Raw genomic sequence first — 18982 nt, forward strand, 5'->3', positions numbered from 1 at the left:
TCGCCGTTTTAACGGCTGAGACAGGTTCGCGGGCGACTCACAGCGCCGCCAAGTAGTCCAAGCCCGCGCACGACGCGGGCTTTTTTTCGCGTGAGCCCCGCGTGGCGCGGGCTGCGGGCCCGATGGCCATTCTCAGTAGGGCACTGACCGGACCATCGAAGCGCCTTCTCCGAGGCCTTTCTCAGTGGCCTTCCAAAGTGGTAAGGATAATTTTTCCGACCATCACCTACGGCGCGCACGCGGTGAAACTCACCTGGCCATCAACCTTGCGGACCAGCCACGGCCCGAACAGTTCGGACCCCGACGCGTCTTCGATCTGAAGCCAGCCCACGGCATCCGGTTCGTTGGGCGCGGCCCCGACGCGTGCAATGGCGGGCTGCCCGTCAGGTGCGTTCGGGCTGACATAGCGGCCGACGAAGGCGATCGAGCCGTCCGGTAGCTTCCCCCATCGACCTCGTAGGTAACCTGCCCACAGGGAATAACGAGCTGCATGCCTTGGGCTTCCAGCGAAGCGAGCGCCGCCGCGCCCTCGTTGGACTTGTTGGCATCGGCCCAGCGCACCGGGGCCGTTCCGCGATCGGGGTCCGAGATGTCCGGGGAGCAGGCCAGACCGATCTCTTCGAATGGTGCCGTGCACAGGCCAAGCGGGAGGTACTGGATGTCCTCGCTGCCATCGTCATCGGTGCCTGACCCAGTGCCGACGACGCCCGGTCCGCAGCCGCTCAACGCGATCAGCACGCAGCACGCGGCCACAACACGGGTGCGCGCCAGTCTGACCGTTCTCGACAACATCATTCCGACTTCTCCTCACTGGAATCTTCGACAAAGAAATACACGCCAAAGCGCACGCGCGCCTGTCGACGCGCCTCGCTTTCTTTGACGGCATCACGCGCAAATCGCTTCTCGGCGAGGCGCATCACTCGGGCGAATGCTGGGCGCCAAGCCCGGGTCGCGGCCTGGTGCAGCAGGTGGGCCGAGTCGGGGGAGATCTCGTCGACGTAGAGGGCCTGCTCGAGAAAGTTGCGGCCATCGACCAAGTTCGCGCAGGCGGTGGCTGCGTGGTCGCGCAAGTTCACCCCCAGCGCTTCGGACATGGCTGCGAAATCCCCGCGCGGCACCATCCACGTGTGTCCAGCTCGATGCGATCGTCATCGACCCGCACGACATTCAATCGAAGCATCTCCTCAAGCACCGCGCGAGGTCCGACGTCCGTGCTGACGCTTTGCACGAGTTGGTCGAAGGCGCCAGGTTCGATGCCTCGCTGCAGGATCCGCGGCGTCGAGCCATCGAGGTAAAGCGGGTCGCTCATCCACCTGCCGACGACCTGACCAATCAAGCCCAGCGGTGCCGGCGTGACCGTGGCCGACTCGGTGGTCTGCGGCGGCCCCTTGAGCTCGCGTGCGCGCAGGTCCTTGCGGTGCACGCCGCTCAGCAACGACACGGCGCTGCTGGTGGGCTTCATGCCCCGGGCCTGGATCTCCGCGACCGCCTCCTCCACGAAGAGCTGACGCAGTTGCTCGGCGACGGCAGGGAAGGTAGCACCCCGGCGGATCAGCAGCCTGACCAGCGGGCGACTCGCGGTCACAAAGGCCTTGAGCACCAGTTCCACCGTCGATTTCATGACGTAAGTATCGATCAAGCCGCTTGACGCTGAACAGCAATTTGGCCAAACTTCCCAAAACCAAGAAATTGGGAAATATACCCAAACAACAGATCCCAGGTCGTTGGTTCGTTCGGCCGTCGGCCGCCTTGCATCGAGATCACAGCCTTCACCCCACCATGACATTCATCCGTTCTCGACTCCTCCACTTCGCCAGCCTGCTGGCCTTGGCTTGTCTGGGCCTGTCCGCGTGTGGCGGCGGTGTCTCATTCTTTCCACCGTCGTCTGACAACACGCTCTCGGTGGCCGTCAGCGGCAACGGCAGCGTGGTGTCTTCCCCTGCCGGCATCAATTGCGGTGCCAGTTGCAGTGCCGGCTTCGATAGCGCTACGTCCGTGACGCTCACCGCCACGCCCGCGGCCGGTCGGGTCTTCAGTGGCTGGGGCGGCGATTGCGCCGGCACTGCGAGTACTTGCACGGTCTCGATGCAGGCGTCTCGCACGGTGACGGCAAGCTTCAACCCGCCGCCAGCGTCGACGTTTTCGCTCAACGTGTCGGTCGGCGGGGGCGGTACCGTACGCTCACAGCCGGCGGGCATCGACTGCGGAAGCGCGTGCAGCGCGGCATACGCTGTCAACACCAGTGTCGTGTTGAGCGCCACGCCGGCTGCCGGCCAGGTGTTCACCGGCTGGGGTGGTGCTTGCACGGGGGCGGGCCCGAGCTGCACTGTGGTGATGAGCCAGGCACGTAGCGTGGCCGCCACCTTCAGTGCTGCGCCAGCCGTGCAACGCACATTGAGCGTGACGCTGGTCGGCAGTGGCGTGGTGCGCTCCCAGCCGGTTGGCATCGAGTGTGGCAGCGCTTGCAGCGCAAGCTTCGGTAGCGGCGCGAGTGTCGTTCTCACGGCGTCGCCGGCGGCAGGACAGCGGTTCAATGGCTGGTCGGGTGCCTGCAGCGGAGCAGTGGCCAGTTGCACGTTGGCGATGAGCGCCAACCGCAGCGTCGTTGCCACGTTCTCGGCGGCAACGGCGGCGCCGACCTGGCAGACGCCGCAACTTCTCGAATCCAATAACGATTTCAACGTAGGCAGCCGCGTGCTGACCGCGGTCTCGCCCGCGGGTGATGCGGTCGTGATGTGGGAGCAGTCGGACGGTACGCCCGATGGCAACACCCGCAGGGTCTACTCCCGCCGCTACGTCGCGGGACAGGGCTGGAACGCAGCGGTGGTGGTCCCCGGCGTGTCGACCAGCAGCAGCAGCGTGGCGCTGCTCGAAGGACGCTTGCTGATGGATGGCGCCGGTACGGCCACCTGGCTGCGCCCGAACCTGGAGACGCGTCGCTTCACCACCGCTTCTGGCTGGAGCAGCCCGTTCGTGCCGCCCGCCCGCAGCGGCGGTCTGCTCAGCGCTGCTGTCATGGATGCAACCGGTGCGATCGGCGTCGTGATCTCGGGCCAGGATGTCTACAACATCTCGCTACCCGCCAATGCCAACAGCTGGCTCACGTGGGCCCGCGTGGACGCCAGCGGCAGCCTGGACGCCAAGGACGCCGACGTGGCGCTCAGCGCCGACGGTACCGCGCTGGCCATCTGGCGTGAGCGCAATCCGGGCGACGCGAACTACAGCATCAAGGCTGCGCGCTACGCCGCTCTGGGCGGCTGGCAGCCTCCCCAGACGATCGACACCAGCTTCGACAACGTCAGCCCGGAGTCTCCGCCGCGCGTGGCGATGGACGCCGCAGGGAATGCGATCGCGGTTTGGCACCAGGGCGATTCGCTTTACTACAACGTCTTCAGCGCCACGGGTGGCTGGGGCACGGCCGTCCAGGTAGACACCAATGCCGTCAATTCGAACTTCACCGCCCAGATCGGGCTCGTGATGACGCCAAGCGGTCGCGCGGTCGTCACGTGGCGCAGCGGCATCTTCGCGGTGAAGTCGATGCAATACACGCCAGGTTCCGGGTTCTCGGCGCCCGCGGTGGTGAACAGCTACGGCGCTGACAGCCATCTGGGCCAGGATGCCGATGGCAATGCCGTGATCGTCTACGTCGCGCCCGACCGCTGGCCGAACCCGACCACGGGCAGCGACGTTTACTCGCGGCGCTTGAACTGGGGCGGGGCCTGGAGCGACGCGGTGCCCATCGAGCCGCAGGACGGCCTCGGAGCGGACGCTTACGCGGGATTCAACCGTGCAGGTCAGGGCGTCGCTGCCTGGGTAAGGGGCGACGTGGCTGGCAGCAGTGCGCGCAAGAGTCTGTGGGTCAGCCTGTTGCGATGAGCAAAGTGGGCACGCCCGTCCCTTGAACCTTCCGTGCTCAGCCTGCCGCAGAAGCGGTGGGCTGAGCAGTCCAAGTCTCTGAATTCTCCACACTGAAAGGAATCAGCATGAAGCAACTCTCCCCGATCGCTCTCCTCATCGCCACTCTGGCGACGGGCTGCGCGTCGCTCGCCGTGACCGACGAGGCGATCGTTGATCGCACAGCTTTTGCCATCGGGCAGAACAAGGGGGACTTCACCATCAGCAACCGAACCGACGAGGGAACCACGACGCGCTACAGCGTCCGCACGAAGGCTGGGCAGGAGTACAACTGCTTTGTCGGTGGGTCGTTCAATGTGTTGGGGCGATCGGTGTCGGAAGCGATCTGTACCAAGAAGGGTGAGGTCGCACGTAATCCGCTGCTGCGCTAATCGGCTCGCCTTCTGTGCGACAAAAATGAGCGTGAGGGGACGGGACGTCCGAAGAGCGGCGTCAGTGCCGTGCCCCGGACATCCGCCGTCCCGTTCAGGTCACCGTGCCTCCGCCGGCACCGGCGTGTTGAGCAGCTGCTGCTCCCAAAGGAATGCGATGCCGCTGCCGCCGGCGTGCTGCGTGATCACCTCAGTCAATGCGGCCGCCTGCTCGAGTCGGGCCCAGTCGCGCTGCCATTCCGCCGCCACTGCCAGCCAGGTCATCATGTTCGCGCCGGCCGCGATCATGCGCTGGATGGCGACTTGATGGGCCTCGACCGACACGCCGCCTGACGCATCGGTGACCACCGTGACATCCCAGCCTTCGCCGAGGGCCTGGATCGTGGGCATCGCGACGCACACCTCGGTCCACAGGCCGGCAATGACCAGCTGCTTGCGGCCCGTCGCCTTCACGGCATCCACCACCGTCCTGTCTTCCCAGGTGTTGATGAACGTGCGGTCGATCACCTCCTGGCCGGGGAAGACCTCGGTGATCTGCGGGAACAGCAGGCCTCCACGGGCCGCGATCACGGTCGTCAGGATGGTTGGCACGCCAAAGGCCTTGGCAGCCTTCGCCAGGCCCGCCGTGTTGTTGATCACCATCTGCGGTTCATGGCTGTTCACGTTCGCGAGTTGGTAGGGCTGGTGGTCGATCAGGACGAGCACCGAATCCTCGGGGCGCAGGAGCGAAGCCAGGCCATTGCGGAAAGTCATGGAAGGGGTCCTAGGTTGCCGCGTGAGCGGGGTTGATTCCGGGAAAGCAGTCGCCGGTGCGACGTTGCTGGAGCGCATTGTGTTGTTCCCATCGGTGGCCCGGTAGTGCCATGATGGGCGACGCTGTGTTGCTTGAAGAGGAACGCGACGATGGATATCGAGGAGCTTCAGACGTTCGTGGCGGTGGCTGACGCCGGGGGGTGTCGCCGGCAGCCGGGCGGCTCGGTGTGGCCAAATCGATCGTCAGTCGCCGCCTTGCCCGGCTCGAAGCAGAACTCGGGGTGCAACTGCTGACTCGGTCCACCCGCGGGGCGGCCGTGACGGAAGCCGGGGCCATGTTTCGCGACTACGCGGCCCGGGTCTGCGCAGAAGTAGATGCGGCCAGGGAAGCCACCGGTCGCCGCAACGGCCAGGGCCTGACGCTGGGATGGCATCCGAGTTCGCGCTGGAGTGCGGCGGTGGGCGGCCTGCGCAATGCGATCCGCTTCGACGAAGGACGGTTCACGGTGCGCATGGCCACCCTGCGGATCGACCACACGCCGAGCACGCAGCTGGCAGGCAGCCTGCTGCTGCAGTGGGACAACGTGTCGCACGAGCTGGGCGCCAGCGGCCGCGTTCGCTGGCAATGGCAACCCGGCCGCGAGCTCATCTTCTCCGTCGATCGCCTGGGCTACACCGGCGAGCAGCGCGATACCTTGCCCGGGCAGACCCGCGCGCTGCTGAAGCTGGTGTGGACGCTGGAGCGTTGACGGACCTTGCGCCGCCCGGCCTCAGGCGAGCTGCCGCAGCGCGGTCTTCAGCACCTTGCCATAGCTGTTCTTGGGCAGGGCCTCGACGAAGCGGTAGCGCCGGGGGCGCTTGAAGCGGGCGATGTGCTGCAGGCACAGCGCGTCGAGCGCTGCCGGCTCGACCCCGTCGCCCACCACGAAGGCGACGACGATCTCGCCCCACTCGGGGTCGGGCTGGCCGATCACGGCCACCTCGCGCACGCCGGGGTGGCGCAGCAGCACCTCCTCCACCTCGCGCGGGTAGATGTTGGAGCCGCCGCTGATGACCACGTCCTTCGAGCGGTCCTTGAGCGTGAGGAAGCCGTCGGCGTCCAGCGCGCCCAGGTCGCCGGTGCGGAGCCAACCGTCGCGCAGCGTCCGGGCCGTCGCCTCGGGGTTGCGCCAGTAGCCCGTCATGACCGTCTCGCCGCGCACGACGACCTCGCCCATCTCGCCCGCCGCCACGGGGTCTCCCCGTGAGTCGACCACGCGCACCTCGACCAGCGAATGGGGCATGCCGACCGACCCGATGCGATCGAGCCACTTCGGGTGCGCGCGATCGGCCAGGTGATGACGGGCGAGCGCCGTGATCGTCATCGGCGACTCGCCCTGCCCGTAGATCTGCACGAAGCACGGGCCCATGACGCCGAGCGCGTCCTGTATGTCTTCCACGTACATCGGGCCGCCGCCGTAGATGATGGTCTTGAAACCGTGGGCCGGCGCGCCCGTGTCCCGCAGGTGCGAGACCAGGCGTTTCACCATGGTGGGCGCGGCGAACAGGCACAGCCGCCCGATGCGTCGGGACAGCGCCAGCAACTCGGCCGGATCGAAGCCGCCCGAGACCGGCACCACGTGGCGTGCCGCCTTCGCGACGAAGGCGAAGTTGTACATCCCGGCGCCGTGCGACATCGGCGCGGCGTAGACGATGGCGTCTTCCGCTGTCACCTCGTCCACGTCCATGAAATAGCAGGCCGTCATCGCGGCCAGGTTGCGGTGCGACTGCATCACGCCCTTGGGGCGGCCGGTGGTGCCCGAGGTGTAGAACAGCCACGCCAGATCGTCGGGAGCCCGGTGCACCGGCTCGATGGCGTCCGCCTCCGGCGCCGCGCGGTAGGCGGCGTCGGCCGGCGTGAGCACCTGGCGCAGCGCCGGCAGCGCCGCGACGTGGGCGCGCAGGTCGGGCGCCAGATCCTCGGAGACGAACAGGGCCGCCGCCTCGGCGTCGCCGACGATGAACGCGACCTCGCCGGGGTGCAGCTTGGCGTTGACGGGCACCACCACCAGGCCGGCCCACCACGCGGCATAGAGCAGCTCGAGGTAGTCCACGTGGTTGTGCATGCAGAGCGCCACCCGCTCGCCCGGCTGCAGCCCCAGGGTGCCGCGCAGATGGCCGGCCCGCCGCGCGGCGCGGTCGGCCAGGGCCCGGTAGTCCCGCACCACCGCATCGCCCAGCAGCACGGCGGGGCGGTCGGGGTGGACGAGGGCGGCGCGCACGAGCCATCGGGCCAGGTTCATTGCAGGCACTCCGGGAATCGGGCCGCCGCAGGGTGAACTCCCCCGGTTGCCGCGACCGCCAATGTAGGAAACTCGCGGGCCCGCCGCCAGACGTAGGACTACCTCATGGTGCTTTCCCGCAAGTCCCGCACAGACGATCCTCCGCCAGCGTCGGCGCCTCAAGGACCGGCGGAGGACGACGACCTGGAACGGGTCTTCGAGCTGGCGCCGGTCGGCCTGTGTGTCTCGCGCGAGCGGACGATCCGGCGTTGCAACGCTCCCTTCGCCGCGATGTTCGGCTACACCCCGGCCGACCTGGCCGGGCGCTCGCTCGAGGGCCTGTACCCGTCGCGCAGCGAGTTCGAGCACATCGGCGCACAGGGGCTGGCCATCATGCAGCAGACCGGCCACTACAGCGACGAGCGCATCATGCGCCACCGCAGCGGCCGGCTGTTCTGGTGCCACGTGGCCGGTCGTTCGATGCGGCTCGACCAGCCCTTCGCCCGTGCGGTGTGGGCCTTCGAGGACATCTCCGCGCGTCGCCCGGTGACGGTCGATCTGACGGCGCGCGAGCGCGAGATCGCACGCCAGCTCGCGGCGGGGCAGGGCACCAAGGCCATCGCGCGTGCGCTCGGCGTGAGCCGCGCACGATCGACGGCCACCGCGCACGCCTCATGAAGAAGCTGCAGGCCCGCAGCGCGGGCGAGATGATCGCGCGGCTGGTCGGCCTGCAGTGATCGGCCGCCGCAGCGGCCCATGCGCCGGGGGATCAGGCCGCCGCTCCTGCCGCGCGGGGAGGGCCGAGCCGCTCCAGGGTCTGTGCCACGTGCCGGCCGAACAGCCGCGCGGTCGTGATGTCGCCCGGCACGAAGGCATCGGCCGCTGCCGCGTGTCCGGCCTGCGCCATCAGGCCCGACCAGGAGCCGAGCCGGTTGACGGCCTGGTCGTGCGGCACGCCTTCGTGCTGCCCGGGCAGGAAGGGGTTGCCGACCCACAGCATGCCGTGCTGCATGGCGAACACGAACATCGAGGTCAGCGTCGACTGCTTGTCACCCGAAGGCAGCGAGGACACGGTGAATCCGGCGGCCAGCTTGCCCTTGAGCCGCTGCGTGCGCCACAGCCGGCCGGTGGCGTCCATGAAGCCCTTGAACGGGCCGGACACGCCGCCGAGGTAGGTCGGAGAGCCCAGCACGACGCCGTCGTACGCCGCCAGCTCATCGGGTCGCTGCGCCAGTTCGGTGGCCTCGAGCAGCTGTGCCTCGACCGTGCCGACGCTGCGGGCGCCTTCGGCCACGTGGGTCGCGATGTGTTCGGTGTGCCCGTGCGCGCTGTGATAGACGATGGCGAGTCTTTGCATGTCATGGCTCCAGGGGATGTCGGGATCAGCGCCACGGCATCGCGGCGATGGCCGCGGACAGGTAGAGGCCGAGGCCGAAGACCGTGTGGTTGGCCAGGCTCCGCAGCCGGTTCTTCGTCGGTGTCGGCGTCCTGGACGCCGCGAACCCGGCGCCCATCGCCGGTTGCAGGATGGCCAGCGGCGCCAGTGTCGTGAGCAGACCGAAGGCGACGGCCGGCATCAGCGTCGGCTCCCGGACCCAGGCCCAGCCCTCGATGGCCACCAGGGCGGCCGCGAAGGCGATGCCGATCGCGTAGTGGGTCAGCCAACCCCACATCCGTTCGCGCGGTATGGGCGCGGTGCGTGCGATGGCGGCATGCATGAACCGGCCGTGGAGCAGGTGCCCGACCCAGCGCCCGAGGTGGGCGAAGTCCAGGCCGGGCACCCCCGCACGGCGGAGGACGAGGAGCCACGCGTCGAGGACGGCGGTGGCGCCCGCCCCGATCAGGACCAGGCGTTGAATCTCTTGCATCGATGTCATGAGGGACCTCCTTGATTGACTCGGTTGCGCTTCGAGTTCACTATAGAAGTTCAAGTCAACTTCAAGTCAAGGGGTCAGCGGTGGATATTTCCGAAGTGGCCCGGCGCGCGGGCGTGCCGGCGTCGACGCTGCGCTACTACGAGCAGCGAGGGCTCATCGCGTCGCTCGGTCCGCAGGGCGCCCGACGCCGCTTCGCGGACTCGGTGCTGGACCAGCTGGCGCTCATCGCGCTGGGCCAGGCGGCCGGCCTGTCGCTCGACGAGGTGCGTTCGATGCTGTCGCCGCAGGGCGCTCCGAACATCGACCGGCAGTTGCTCGCTGCGAAGGCCGACGAGATCGATGCGACGGTGCGGCAGCTGCGCGCCATGAGCCGGGGACTGCGGCATGCCGCGGCCTGCCGCGCGCCCAGCCATGCGCAATGTCCGACCTTCCGCAAGCTGCTGAAGCCGCGGCCTCCGGCGCCCTCGATCGTCAGCGGCGCGACCGCGGGCTGCGGCCGGCCGGCAAGGGGGTGGCCAGCGCGCCGTGATCGCTCGTGCCCGGCCGGGCCTTCGCGGCCTCCCTCCAGTCGATCGCTCAGGACCGGCGCACCGTGCGGAATCCGACGTGCGACGTGGCGGTCGAGGTGGCCTGTGGCTGCCGCGCCGACGGTCGGTAGCGGAGGCAGTAGTCCGGCGAGCACAGGTGCGAGCCGCCCTTGATCACGCGCACCGGTGTGCCCGGTTGGCGCGGGTCACCGCTGCCGGCGGCGGGCGTCTCCGCGAGCCGCCCGTTCGCGCCGGCCTGGTGCCCCGGCCGGTACCAGCTGGCGGTCCATTGCCACACGTTGCCGGCCATGTCGTACAGGCCGAAGCCGTTGGGCCGGAAGCAACCCACCGGTGAGGTGCCGGCGTAGCCGTCCTCCTGCGTGTCGTTCAGCGGAAACTCGCCCTGCCAGGTGTTCGCCCGGTGCACGCCTTCGGGCCTCACTTCGCTGCCCCAGGCGTAGCGCTGCCCCTTCAGCCCGCCTCGAGCGGCGTACTCCCATTCCGCCTCGGTCGGCAGGTCGCGTCCCGCCCAGCGCGCGTAGGCGAGCGCATCGTCGTACGACACCTGCACCACCGGGTGGTTGCCCCGTCCTTCCAGATCGCTGCCGGGGCCGCCGGGATGGCGCCAGTCGGCACCGGGCACGTAGCGCCAGCCACCGGGCCGGCCGTTCGTCGGTGGCACGAACACCGCAGACCCCGGCACGCCGCCCGCGGCAGCGGGGCGCTCGGCGGTCGTGACGTAGCCCGTCGCCGCGACGAAGCGGGCGAACTGCGCGTTCGTGACCGGGTGCCGGTCGATCCAGAAGCCGCGCACTTCCGCGGGCAGCGCCGGCCGTTCCTCGGGGTAGGCGTCGTCGGCGCCGATCTCGAAGCGGCCGCCCGCGACCCGCACCATGCCGTCGTGGGCGCCGTCGGCGGCGGGCAGCCCGGCGTAGGCCTCGCAGAGTCCGTGGTCGGCCGACGCCTCGACGGCCATCGGGGTCAACTGGTGGCACAGCAGGCCCGCGGCCAGCGCCGCCGCTGCCACCCGCGGCAGTGCGCGTGGCCGCAGGTCCCTCTTCACTGCATGTCCTCGAAGTAGCGTGTGCCGTTGCTGTAGCCCTTGCGCTCCGCCAGGCCGGGGATGTCGACCACGCCCACTTCGCGCACGTAGCGCTCGTACTCGGCCACCAGTTCGCTCAACTTGGCCGGCTGGGACGCCGCCAGGTTGTTGAGCTCGCTGCGATCCTTGGACAGGTCGTAGAGCTCCCAATCGCCGGTGCCCCACTGCCGGTTGCTGTAGACGATCTTCCAGTCACCCTTGCGCAGCGCCTTGCGGCCCCCGAGTTCCCAGCCGTGCACATGATCGGCCGGGTGCACGCTGTCGCGCTGCCCGGTCAGCATCGCGAGCATCGAGCGACCGCGCAGCGGGAGCACCGCACGTCCCTGGTACTCGGTGCCCGGATGGCGGGCGCCGGCGAGTTCCAGCAGCGTGGGTGCGATGTCCATCGTGTGGGCGAAGCTGTCGCTGATCTGCCCCTTGCGGCCCAGTGCCGGCCAGCTGGCGATGAACGGCACGGAGATCCCGCCCTCGTACAGGAAGCCCTTGTACAGGTGGAAGGGGTTGGAGCCCACCTGGGCCCAGTTGGGGCCGTAATCGATGTAGGAACCCTTGCGCCCGCTGTTGGCAAGGCTGTTGTCCATGCGCGTCTTCACCCACTCGCGCGTGCGGCCTTCGTCGAGGGCGGTGTTGCCGTCCGCGCCGTTGTCGGACATGAAGAGGATCAGCGTGTTGTCGTACTGGCCGGTCTTCTTCAGGTAGTTCACGACTTCGCCGATGTAGTAGTCCATGTCGTCGACCATCGCGGCATAGACCGCCATGCGCTTGGACTCGGTCTGCTTCTGCGCAGCGGTCAGCGTGCTCCACTTCGGCCACAGCGGGTGGCCGGTGTAGACCTTTGCGTCCTTCGGGATGATGCCCAGCGCCTTCTGGCGCGTGGTGCGCTGGTCGCGGATCGCGTCGTAGCCGACGTCGTAGCGGCCCTCGTACTTGCGGATCGTCTCGTCGTAGGCCTGCAGGGGCCAGTGCGGCGCGGTGAAGGCGAGGTAGCCGAAGAAGGGCTTGCCGTCGCCGCGACCGCGGTCGATGTAGGAAATCATGCGGCGCGCGAAGAACTCGCTCGAGTAGAAGCCTCGCGTGGGAACGTCGACGAGCTGGCCGTTCTCGTTGTAGATCGCGCGCGGTGGCTTGGCCGGGTCGCCGGTGATGATGCCGGTCTGGTCGAAATGCCCCGCGCCGCCTTGCACCATCGCGTACGACTGCTCGAAACCGCGCCGGGCCGGGCTCACTTCGGGCGTGACCCCGAGGTGCCACTTGCCGGCCATGTAGGTGTGGTATCCGCTGTCGCGCAGCAACTGGGGGAAGGGCACGACCCGGTCGTTGAGGAAGCCCTCGTAGCCCGGCCTGCCCTTCTGGTCGGGGGTGAGCAGTTCGGCCATGCCGCCGAAGCCGGCCAGGTGGTTGTCGGTGCCCGACATCAGCATGGCGCGCGTGGGCGAGCAGAACGGCGCCGAGTAGAAGCTCGTCAGGCGCACGCCGTCACGGGCGATCGCGTCCAGGTGCGGCGTGTCGATCTCGCCGCCGTAGGCGCCGAGGTCGGAGTAGCCCAGGTCGTCGGCGACGATCAACAGGATGTTGGGGCGGGTTGGCGGGGCAGTGCCCTCGGCACGCACGGCCGTCGCGACGCACAGGAGTGCGGCGGCGCCCAGCGTCAACGCGGCGAGGGTGGGTTTCGGTGATGCGGTGAGTCTCATCGTGGTCTCCTCAGAACACATGGCGCAGGCCGACCGACAGCAGCCGGGTGCGGACGCCCAGCGCGCCGGTGGGCGACGGCACCCCTGCGAAGGGGGTGTAGGCGCCGTTGCGCTCGTTGCGATGGAACAGCAGGTTGGTGTGCCAGGCCGTGCGCTTGGAGAGGCCGTACTCGTAGCCCAGCGCGATCTGCGAGGCGCCGGTGTCGGGGCCGGCGGTGGCCTGGCCGGCCATCCGGGACGCATCGACGGTGACTTGGCCATTGGTGTCGGTGCCCAGGGCCGACAGGCTGCCGGAGCCGTTGTCGGCGCGGGTGTACGCCGCCTTCAGCAATCCCTTGCCGAGCCGGTAGGTCGCCTGCAGCTGCCAGTTGCGGACGTCGAGGTCGAGCGTGTCGCTGCCGATCAGCCGTTCGTAGTGCATGTCCACGACATAGGCGCCGAGCTTCAGGTCGCCGAAGGTGTAGGCACCGTAGAGGACCCAGGCGCGGTCCTGCGTACCGGCGCCGCCGTAGCGACCATGGGTTTCGAACGCGGCACCCAAGGACAGCGGGCCCCCGTCGTACACCGCCGACGTGGACAGCAACCGTGGGCGTGCTGTCGGCGTGGCGTCTTCGCCGAAGCTGTAGTGCGCCATCAGCCGCAGCCCGTTCATCGACGGGGACCAGTACGCGAGCGTGTTCACCTGCCGACGGGCGAACGAGCCGGGTGCCTGCACGTTGCTGACCGTGTTGGCGACGCCGTTCCCGAGGATCTGACCGCCGTCGGGCGTGGAGCCGGGGAAGAGATCGCGCGCCAGCAGCATCCGCACGGGGGTGTCCCAGACCCCGCCGAAGACGGTGCCATACGGCGTCTCCAGTCCGACCCGCGTGTTGCGCGAGGCAAAGGCGTTGAAGCCGGGAGGCGTCACGCCGTCGAGGAAGACGTAGGACTCGACCTGGAACAGCGCCTTCATGCCGCCGCCCAGGTCCTCGCTGCCGCGGGTGCCGAAGAAGGAGCCGTAGTTCGTGAGGCGCGAGGTGGTCGCGCTCGGCAGGCCGACGGCGCTGCTGCTCGCCGCCGCACCCTTGTGATACGACTCGACGGCGGTGTTGAGGTAGCCGTAGAGCGTCAGGTCGGAGCCTTGTGCCAGGGCGGATGTGGAGGCCGCGCACAGGGCGGCGGCCGCCATGGCATGCGGAAGTCGGAACGATTTCAAGATGCTTGTCTCCTTGTGTGCATCGCCTCACCGTCCAGATGCGGTGGGTTTCTTGTGGGGGCGGATGCTGCACGCAAGCAGGGGCTATCGCATCTAGTTTTGGGGTGGCGTTACACCAGGTGAAATGGTCCGAGCGCGCCCTCCGCGGGCCGCACGCGGGGCGCGACGGGACTGCCGCGGGGCGGCCGAAGCTATCGGCCGGCCCGGGCCGCAGCCGCACCGATCTCGGCGGCGGTTGCCTTCAGATCCGCGAGGTGGTCTCGCACGATCTTGCTGCGCAAGCGGTACTTGCGCATCCACACCAGGTTGATGCACGCGAGAACGCGCTGGCCCTGGAGCACCGGCACGGCGATGGCATCGAGCCGTCGTCGAACTCGGACATCGGCTTCTGCGAACCGCCGAACTGCGGGTCGCGCGCGCCATAGCCCTGGTGGCGCGTGCGCTCGAGGATCGCCGGCAGTTCAGCGTTCATGACCGCCAGACTGCGCGGGATCGTCGGCGGGTGCCGGTGATGGAAGGCCAGGACGCGCTCGCGCTCCTTGTCGGAGCACCAGGCGAGGTAGGCGCGTCCCGGCGCACTGAGGAAGAAGTCGACCCGGAAGCCGATCGGGTAGAAGTCCAGCGCCAGGCCGCTGCGCTTGCGCGACGTCTCGGCGGCGATGAGGCGGTTGTTGCGGACCACCAGCAGATCCGACGGCCAGATCACCTGGCGCTGCAGGCGCTCGAGATAGGGGCCGGCAATCTCTCCGAGCTCACGCTGGCGCGTCGAACCTTGCGTTGTCTCGGTCAGGACGACCTTTCGGCGATAGAGGCCGTCGCCCATGGCACGCCACACGAACCCCTGCTGTTCCAGGGTCAGCAGCAGCCGGAGCAACGTGGGCTTCGCCATGCCGGTCTGGGTGTGCAGTTGCTGCAGCGAGCGCCCGTCGTCGTTGTCGAGGGCCCTGAACACCTGCAGCCCACGCTCCAGTGCACGAACGGTCTTCACGGAGGCAGTCAAGGTTTCGCCTGGTGGAACAAGGACAGGTGCGGGTTGACAGAGCCGACCCGCTACGGGAACCTCGCCGGACCGCAGCCCGACAAGAGACAAGGCTTGGACGCTCTGGACACCCGATCCGTGCTGTCATTCGTGCTGTCCGTCAGCGTGTTCATGATGATGGTGTGCGTGGGGCTGGGTCTTTCGATCGAGCACTTCAGGGCCCTGACACGCCAGTCGAAGCCGCTGTGGATCGGCCTCGGGTGTCAATTGCTCGTGGCCCCCGCGTGCGGATTCGCCGTGGCCTGGTTGTATCGCGATCGGCCCGACATCGCACTGGGAGTCGTGCTACTTGTCGCGGCGCCGGGCGGGGCCGTCGCCAACGGGATCGTGCAGTTCGCACGGGCCCGGGTCGATGTCTCGGTGGCCCTGACCACGCTCAACGGCCTGCTCTGCATGGCCCTGACGCCGCTCATCGCAGGGCTGGGGTTCGCGATGTTCAGCGATGGATCGGACGCTCTTCAGCTGCACCCCTGGAGGACCGTGCAGAAGATCGTGCTGCTGGTGGTGCTGCCCGTGACGCTGGGCATGCTGCTGAGAGCCCACCTGAAGGCCGGTTCGGACCTGATGCGGCTCGCACACGACGGCGCGGCAGCACTGGTCGTCGTCATCCTGGCGGTGGTCTTCGTTTCGATCTTCGACCATCTGGCGGCGCGCTGGCTCGACAACCTGCCGGCCGCCTTGCTGCTGTGCGCACTGATGCTGGGTTCCAGCCACGCCGCTGCAGCCGTCGCCGGACTCGACCCGCCGTTGCGGTTCACGATCTCCATCGAGGCCAGCATCCACAACGTGCCCATCGTGGTCCTGATGGCCGATCAACTCCTGAATCGCCCGGAACTGGCCGGCCTGGCCGTGGTCTACGTGCCCGTCATCGCGGTGCTGGCGCTGTCATGGGCGTTTGCGCGTCGGCTCGGGTCGGCGTCGCGGAGTGTCGGCGTCGAGCGTGCGGCCCGCGGGCCGGGCTGACCGGCCGTAACGGCCGCCGGTTTACGCCCGAGGCCGGTACGGGCAAGATCAGCGCTCCCCCATCACGATCCGGAGCGGCCATGGCGATCGACTTCACGCTCAGCGAGTTCCAGCGCGCCCTGCAGGCCGATGCGCGCGGCTTTGCCGCGCGCGTCCTGAGCGAGGTGGCCGCGACGATCCGGCCGCTGGCGCGGCCCGAGGAGCGCTTCTACGCGACGCGGCCCTACTACGACGCCATGGTCGCGGCGGGCTTCGTCAAGGCCCTGATCCCGAAGGAGTTCGGCGGCACCGCACTGTCGACGCTCGACTTCGCGCTGGCGGCCGAGGAACTGGCCGCCGTCGACGTGAACGTGCCCTCGGCGCTGCTGTCCACCGGCCTGGGCCTGCAGCCGCTGCTGCGCTTCGGCAACGCCGAGCAGAAGCGGCGCTTCCTGCCCGATTTCGTCGAGGACGGCGCCCGCCTGGCCGGCATCGCGTTCACCGAGGTCACCGGCGGCGCCAACTACGACTGCCCGGACCCGAGCGCCGGCGTCCAGACCTTCGCGCGGCGCGAGGGCGACGAATGGGTGATCAGCGGGCGCAAGCACTACACCACCAACGGCACCGGATGGGACGGCCGGGGGCCGCACCTGTTCACCGTGGTCTGCCGCACCGACCCCGCGCTGGGGCCGCGGGAATCGCTGGCCGTCATCGTGGTGCCGGGCGGTCTGCCCGGCATCCAGGTCGCGGGCATCCTCGACACCGTCGGTCACCGCGCGACGATCTCGCCGCGCATCCACTTCGACGATGTGCGCGTTCCCGTGGGCAACCTCCTTGGCGCGCCCGGTGACGGCATCGAGATCGTGGAGACCGCCTTCGCGTGGACCGCCGCGCTGATCGGCGCCGCCTGTGTCGGCGTGATGCGGACGGCCTTCGACACGGCGCTGCAGTTCGCTAAGACCGACAAGCGCTCCGGGGCCGTGCCGGTGATCGAGCACCAGAGCGTGGGCTACCTGCTGGCGGACATCAAGATGCGCATCGAGGCGGCCCGCTACCTGACGTGGAAGGCCTGCCATCAGTTCGACCTTACCGAAGGGCGTAGCCGCGAGCTGCCGACCACGGCCAAGGTCTACGCCTCCGAACTCTGCGTGCAGGGGGTCTACGACGCAATGCGCGTGGTCGGGGTGGACAGCTACACCGACATGTTCCCGCTCGCCGGCCTGATGCAGGACGCGCTCTGCTTCCCGCTCTACGACGGCGGCAACCTGGGCGTGCGCCGGCGCCAACTGCACGCGCTGCTCCGCAGCCCCGGCTACGACGCCATGGCGTCGGCCGAGGGCCGGGGCTAGCGCTGGCGTTCCGGGCGCGGGCTCACTTCAAGACGAAGCGCACCGTCGAGGGCTTGCCCGCGACGGTCACCACGGCCACCGCCTTGCTGCCGGGGGCGACCTTGAAGCTGCCGGTGGCCTCGAGCTTGTCGCCGGCCGGCTTCAACACCACCTCCTGCTTCTCGGTGCCGGTCAGCAGCGTGAGCCGGGCGCCCGCGTTCGACACGTCGGCCGGCTTGCCGTGGTCGCGCAGGTACAGCTGGATCACGCTGGGCTGGGCGACCAGCTCGTAGTCGATGTCCTTGACCTCGACCACCACGCCGCCGTGCAGCGGCGTGTGCGCGTGGGCGTGGTCGTGCGGGTCGCCGGCGGCGAAGGCCGTGGTGGCCAGGATCAGGGTCGCGGCGGCGAGCAGGTGTTGCGGCTTCATGGAGCGTCCTTTCGTGTGAGGGGAGAGCAGGGGATTCAGAGCGCCTCGGCGTCCTTGTCGTCCATCAGCGCTTCGGCCGATCGGCGGCCGAACAGCCAGAACATCGCGGGCGTCAGGAAGGTGTCGAGCAGGGTCGAGCTGATCAGGCCGGAGAAGATCACCACGGCCACCGGGTGCAGCACCTCGGTGCCGGGCTGTTCGGCCTCGAACAGCAGCGGCGCCAGCGCGAAGGCGGTGACCAGCGCCGTCATCAGCACCGGGCTCAGGCGCTCGAGCGAGCCGCGGACGATCATCCGCTGGTCGAAGTTCTCGCCCTCGAAGCGCATCAGGTTGATGTAGTGGCTGACCTTCAGGATGCCGTTGCGCACCGAGATGCCGGCCAGCGTGATGAAGCCCACCAGCGCGGCCACCGACAGCGGCTGGCCCGACAGCCACAGCCCGAGCACCGCACCCACCAGGGCCAGCGGGATGTTCACCATGATCAGCGCCGACAGCGCCGCCGAGCGGTAGCGGCTGTAGAGCACCACGAACATCAGCGTGAGCGACACGATCGACAGCAGCCCGACGAGGCGCGAGGCCTCCTCCTGCGCCTGGAACTGGCCGCCCAGGGTGATGAAGTAGCCCTCCGGCAGTGGGGTCTCGGCCACGATGCGGCGGATGTCGGCGACGATCTCCGACAGCGCCCGCCCCGAGGCATTGGCCGACAGCACGATGCGCCGCTTGCCGTCGTCGCGGCTGATCTGGTTCGGGCCGTCGCCTTCCTCGATGCTCGCGAGCCGGGACAGCGGGACACGGCCGCTGGGCGTCTCGATCAGGATCCGGCCCAGCCCCTCCAGCGAGCGTGCCGATTCCGGCAGCTTCACCACCAGCGCGAAGCGCCGGCTGCCCTCGACGATCTGGGTGATCTTCTCGCCCTCCACCAGCGCCTGCAGCGCCGCCAGCACCTGCGGCGCAGGCACGCCGTACTGCGCGGCGGCGGCGGGGTCGATGCGCACCTTGATCTGCGGCGCCAGCACCTGCTTCTCGATCTGCAGGTCGCGACGCCGGGGATCGTGGCCAGCCGCGCGCGCAGCGCGTCGGCCTGGCCGCGCAGCGCGTCGAGGTCCTCGCCGAAGATCTTGATCGCGATCTGCGAGCGCACGCCGGACAGCATGTGGTCGATGCGGTGTGAGATCGGCTGGCCGATCTCCAGCGCGGCCGGCAGGTTGACCAGGCGCGCGCGGATGTCGGCCTTGATCTCGTCCATGCTGCGCGTGAGTTCGGCGGTGGGGCGCAGGCCCACGTCGAGCTCGCTGACGTGCACGCCCTCGGCATGCTCGTCCAGCTCGGCCCGGCCGCTGCGGCGCCCGACGTGCGTCACCTCCGGCACCTGCTTCACCAGCACCTCGGCCTGGCGCGCGATCGCCGAGGTCTCGGTCAGGGTCACGCCCGGGTTCAGGCGCAGCCCGATCAGCAGCGTGCCCTCGTTGAACGGCGGCAGGAAGGTGGTGGGGAAGAAGGGCACCGCCACGGCGGCCACCAGCACCGCCGCGGCGGCGGCGGCCAGCGCGG

The 18982-nt window shown here is 69.0% G+C and carries 18 protein-coding genes and 3 pseudogenes; 8 read left to right on the plus strand and 13 right to left on the minus strand.

Features of this window, described 5'->3' with window-relative positions; all coding sequences use genetic code 11:
- Positions 1 to 791 precede the first annotated feature (791 nt).
- From x551_RS23405 to x551_RS26440, 3 genes are all read right to left on the minus strand, one after another.
- Entirely contained in the window at positions 792 to 1094 is a 303-nt protein-coding gene (locus x551_RS23405) for a hypothetical protein (protein WP_051495739.1), read from the minus strand.
- Positions 1073 to 1609, minus strand: a complete 537-nt coding sequence (locus tag x551_RS09520) for a DUF6502 family protein (RefSeq protein ID WP_152543467.1) — start codon at positions 1607 to 1609, stop codon at positions 1073 to 1075. The genes x551_RS23405 and x551_RS09520 overlap by 22 nt, the downstream gene beginning before the upstream one ends.
- Positions 1610 to 1769: 160 nt before the next feature.
- A complete protein-coding gene (locus x551_RS26440) occupies positions 1770 to 2612 on the minus strand; it encodes a hypothetical protein (protein WP_197028781.1) in 843 nt (280 codons plus the stop codon).
- On the opposite strand from x551_RS26440, the gene x551_RS09530 reads away from it, so the two are divergent.
- Both x551_RS09530 and x551_RS09535 read left to right on the plus strand, forming a co-directional pair.
- Entirely contained in the window at positions 2584 to 3876 is a 1293-nt protein-coding gene (locus x551_RS09530; protein ID WP_152543468.1) for a hypothetical protein, read from the plus strand. The two genes, x551_RS26440 and x551_RS09530, sit on opposite strands and share 29 nt — an antisense overlap.
- 107 nt (positions 3877 to 3983) lie before the next feature.
- Entirely contained in the window at positions 3984 to 4286 is a 303-nt protein-coding gene (locus x551_RS09535) for a hypothetical protein (RefSeq protein WP_051495737.1), read from the plus strand.
- 99 nt (positions 4287 to 4385) lie between these two features.
- Here the strand turns inward: x551_RS09535 and x551_RS09540 are convergent, their stop codons facing one another.
- Positions 4386 to 5039, minus strand: a complete 654-nt coding sequence (locus x551_RS09540; RefSeq protein WP_011830274.1) for a hydrolase — start codon at positions 5037 to 5039, stop codon at positions 4386 to 4388.
- A 227-nt stretch (positions 5040 to 5266) separates the two neighbouring features.
- On the opposite strand from x551_RS09540, the pseudogene x551_RS27120 reads away from it, so the two are divergent.
- Together x551_RS27120 and x551_RS27125 are read left to right on the plus strand one after the other, a co-directional pair.
- Positions 5267 to 5311, plus strand: a pseudogene (locus tag x551_RS27120) (hypothetical protein); the annotation flags it as partial.
- 63 nt (positions 5312 to 5374) lie between these two features.
- Entirely contained in the window at positions 5375 to 5788 is a 414-nt protein-coding gene (locus x551_RS27125) for a hypothetical protein (protein WP_036232732.1), read from the plus strand.
- Between the two features lie 21 nt (positions 5789 to 5809).
- Here the strand turns inward: x551_RS27125 and x551_RS09550 are convergent, their stop codons facing one another.
- A complete protein-coding gene (locus x551_RS09550; protein ID WP_036232730.1) occupies positions 5810 to 7321 on the minus strand; it encodes an AMP-binding protein in 1512 nt (503 codons plus the stop codon).
- Positions 7322 to 7426: 105 nt separating this feature from the next.
- Here x551_RS09550 and x551_RS09555 point away from each other — a divergent pair, with 105 nt between their 5' ends.
- Entirely contained in the window at positions 7427 to 7978 is a 552-nt protein-coding gene (locus x551_RS09555; protein WP_253950334.1) for a PAS domain S-box protein, read from the plus strand.
- A gap of 91 nt (positions 7979 to 8069) precedes the next feature.
- Here the strand turns inward: x551_RS09555 and x551_RS09560 are convergent, their stop codons facing one another.
- Positions 8070 to 8657, minus strand: a complete 588-nt coding sequence (locus x551_RS09560; protein WP_036232725.1) for a flavodoxin family protein — start codon at positions 8655 to 8657, stop codon at positions 8070 to 8072.
- Positions 8658 to 8682: 25 nt separating this feature from the next.
- On the minus strand, positions 8683 to 9177 hold the full coding sequence (locus x551_RS09565) for a DUF2938 domain-containing protein (protein ID WP_036232723.1): 495 nt from the start codon (positions 9175 to 9177) through the stop codon (positions 8683 to 8685).
- 80 nt (positions 9178 to 9257) lie between these two features.
- On the opposite strand from x551_RS09565, the pseudogene x551_RS24265 reads away from it, so the two are divergent.
- Positions 9258 to 9706, plus strand: a pseudogene (locus x551_RS24265) (helix-turn-helix domain-containing protein).
- A 47-nt stretch (positions 9707 to 9753) separates the two neighbouring features.
- On the opposite strand, the gene x551_RS09575 reads toward x551_RS24265, so the two are convergent.
- The 4 genes from x551_RS09575 to x551_RS09590 form a co-directional block, all read right to left on the minus strand.
- Positions 9754 to 10767, minus strand: coding sequence for a formylglycine-generating enzyme family protein (locus x551_RS09575; RefSeq protein WP_036248301.1), 1014 nt, complete (start codon positions 10765 to 10767; stop codon positions 9754 to 9756).
- Positions 10764 to 12497, minus strand: coding sequence for an arylsulfatase (locus x551_RS09580; RefSeq protein ID WP_036248304.1), 1734 nt, complete (start codon positions 12495 to 12497; stop codon positions 10764 to 10766). The genes x551_RS09575 and x551_RS09580 overlap by 4 nt, the downstream gene beginning before the upstream one ends.
- A 10-nt stretch (positions 12498 to 12507) precedes the next feature.
- Entirely contained in the window at positions 12508 to 13665 is a 1158-nt protein-coding gene (locus x551_RS09585) for a porin (RefSeq protein ID WP_036248307.1), read from the minus strand.
- 268 nt (positions 13666 to 13933) lie between these two features.
- On the minus strand, positions 13934 to 14680 hold the full coding sequence (locus tag x551_RS09590) for a helix-turn-helix domain-containing protein (RefSeq protein WP_216701314.1): 747 nt from the start codon (positions 14678 to 14680) through the stop codon (positions 13934 to 13936).
- 129 nt (positions 14681 to 14809) lie between these two features.
- Here x551_RS09590 and x551_RS09595 point away from each other — a divergent pair, with 129 nt between their 5' ends.
- The gene (locus x551_RS09595) at positions 14810 to 15694 is read left to right on the plus strand and encodes a bile acid:sodium symporter (RefSeq protein ID WP_036232711.1); all 885 of its coding nucleotides are present in this window, start codon (positions 14810 to 14812) and stop codon (positions 15692 to 15694) included.
- Positions 15695 to 15774: 80 nt separating this feature from the next.
- Positions 15775 to 17022 (plus strand): acyl-CoA dehydrogenase family protein, encoded by a 1248-nt coding sequence (locus x551_RS09600; RefSeq protein WP_036232709.1) that lies wholly within the window; start codon positions 15775 to 15777, stop codon positions 17020 to 17022.
- A gap of 22 nt (positions 17023 to 17044) precedes the next feature.
- Here x551_RS09600 and x551_RS09605 read toward each other — a convergent pair whose 3' ends face one another.
- Complete coding sequence (locus x551_RS09605) at positions 17045 to 17431, minus strand: hypothetical protein (protein WP_036232706.1); 387 nt, start codon at positions 17429 to 17431, stop codon at positions 17045 to 17047.
- 35 nt (positions 17432 to 17466) lie between these two features.
- A pseudogene (locus x551_RS09610) lies at positions 17467 to 18982 on the minus strand (efflux RND transporter permease subunit); the annotation flags it as partial.

The organism is Methylibium sp. T29 (genome assembly GCF_000576205.1).
GTDB classification, from domain to species: domain Bacteria; phylum Pseudomonadota; class Gammaproteobacteria; order Burkholderiales; family Burkholderiaceae_C; genus Methylibium; species Methylibium petroleiphilum.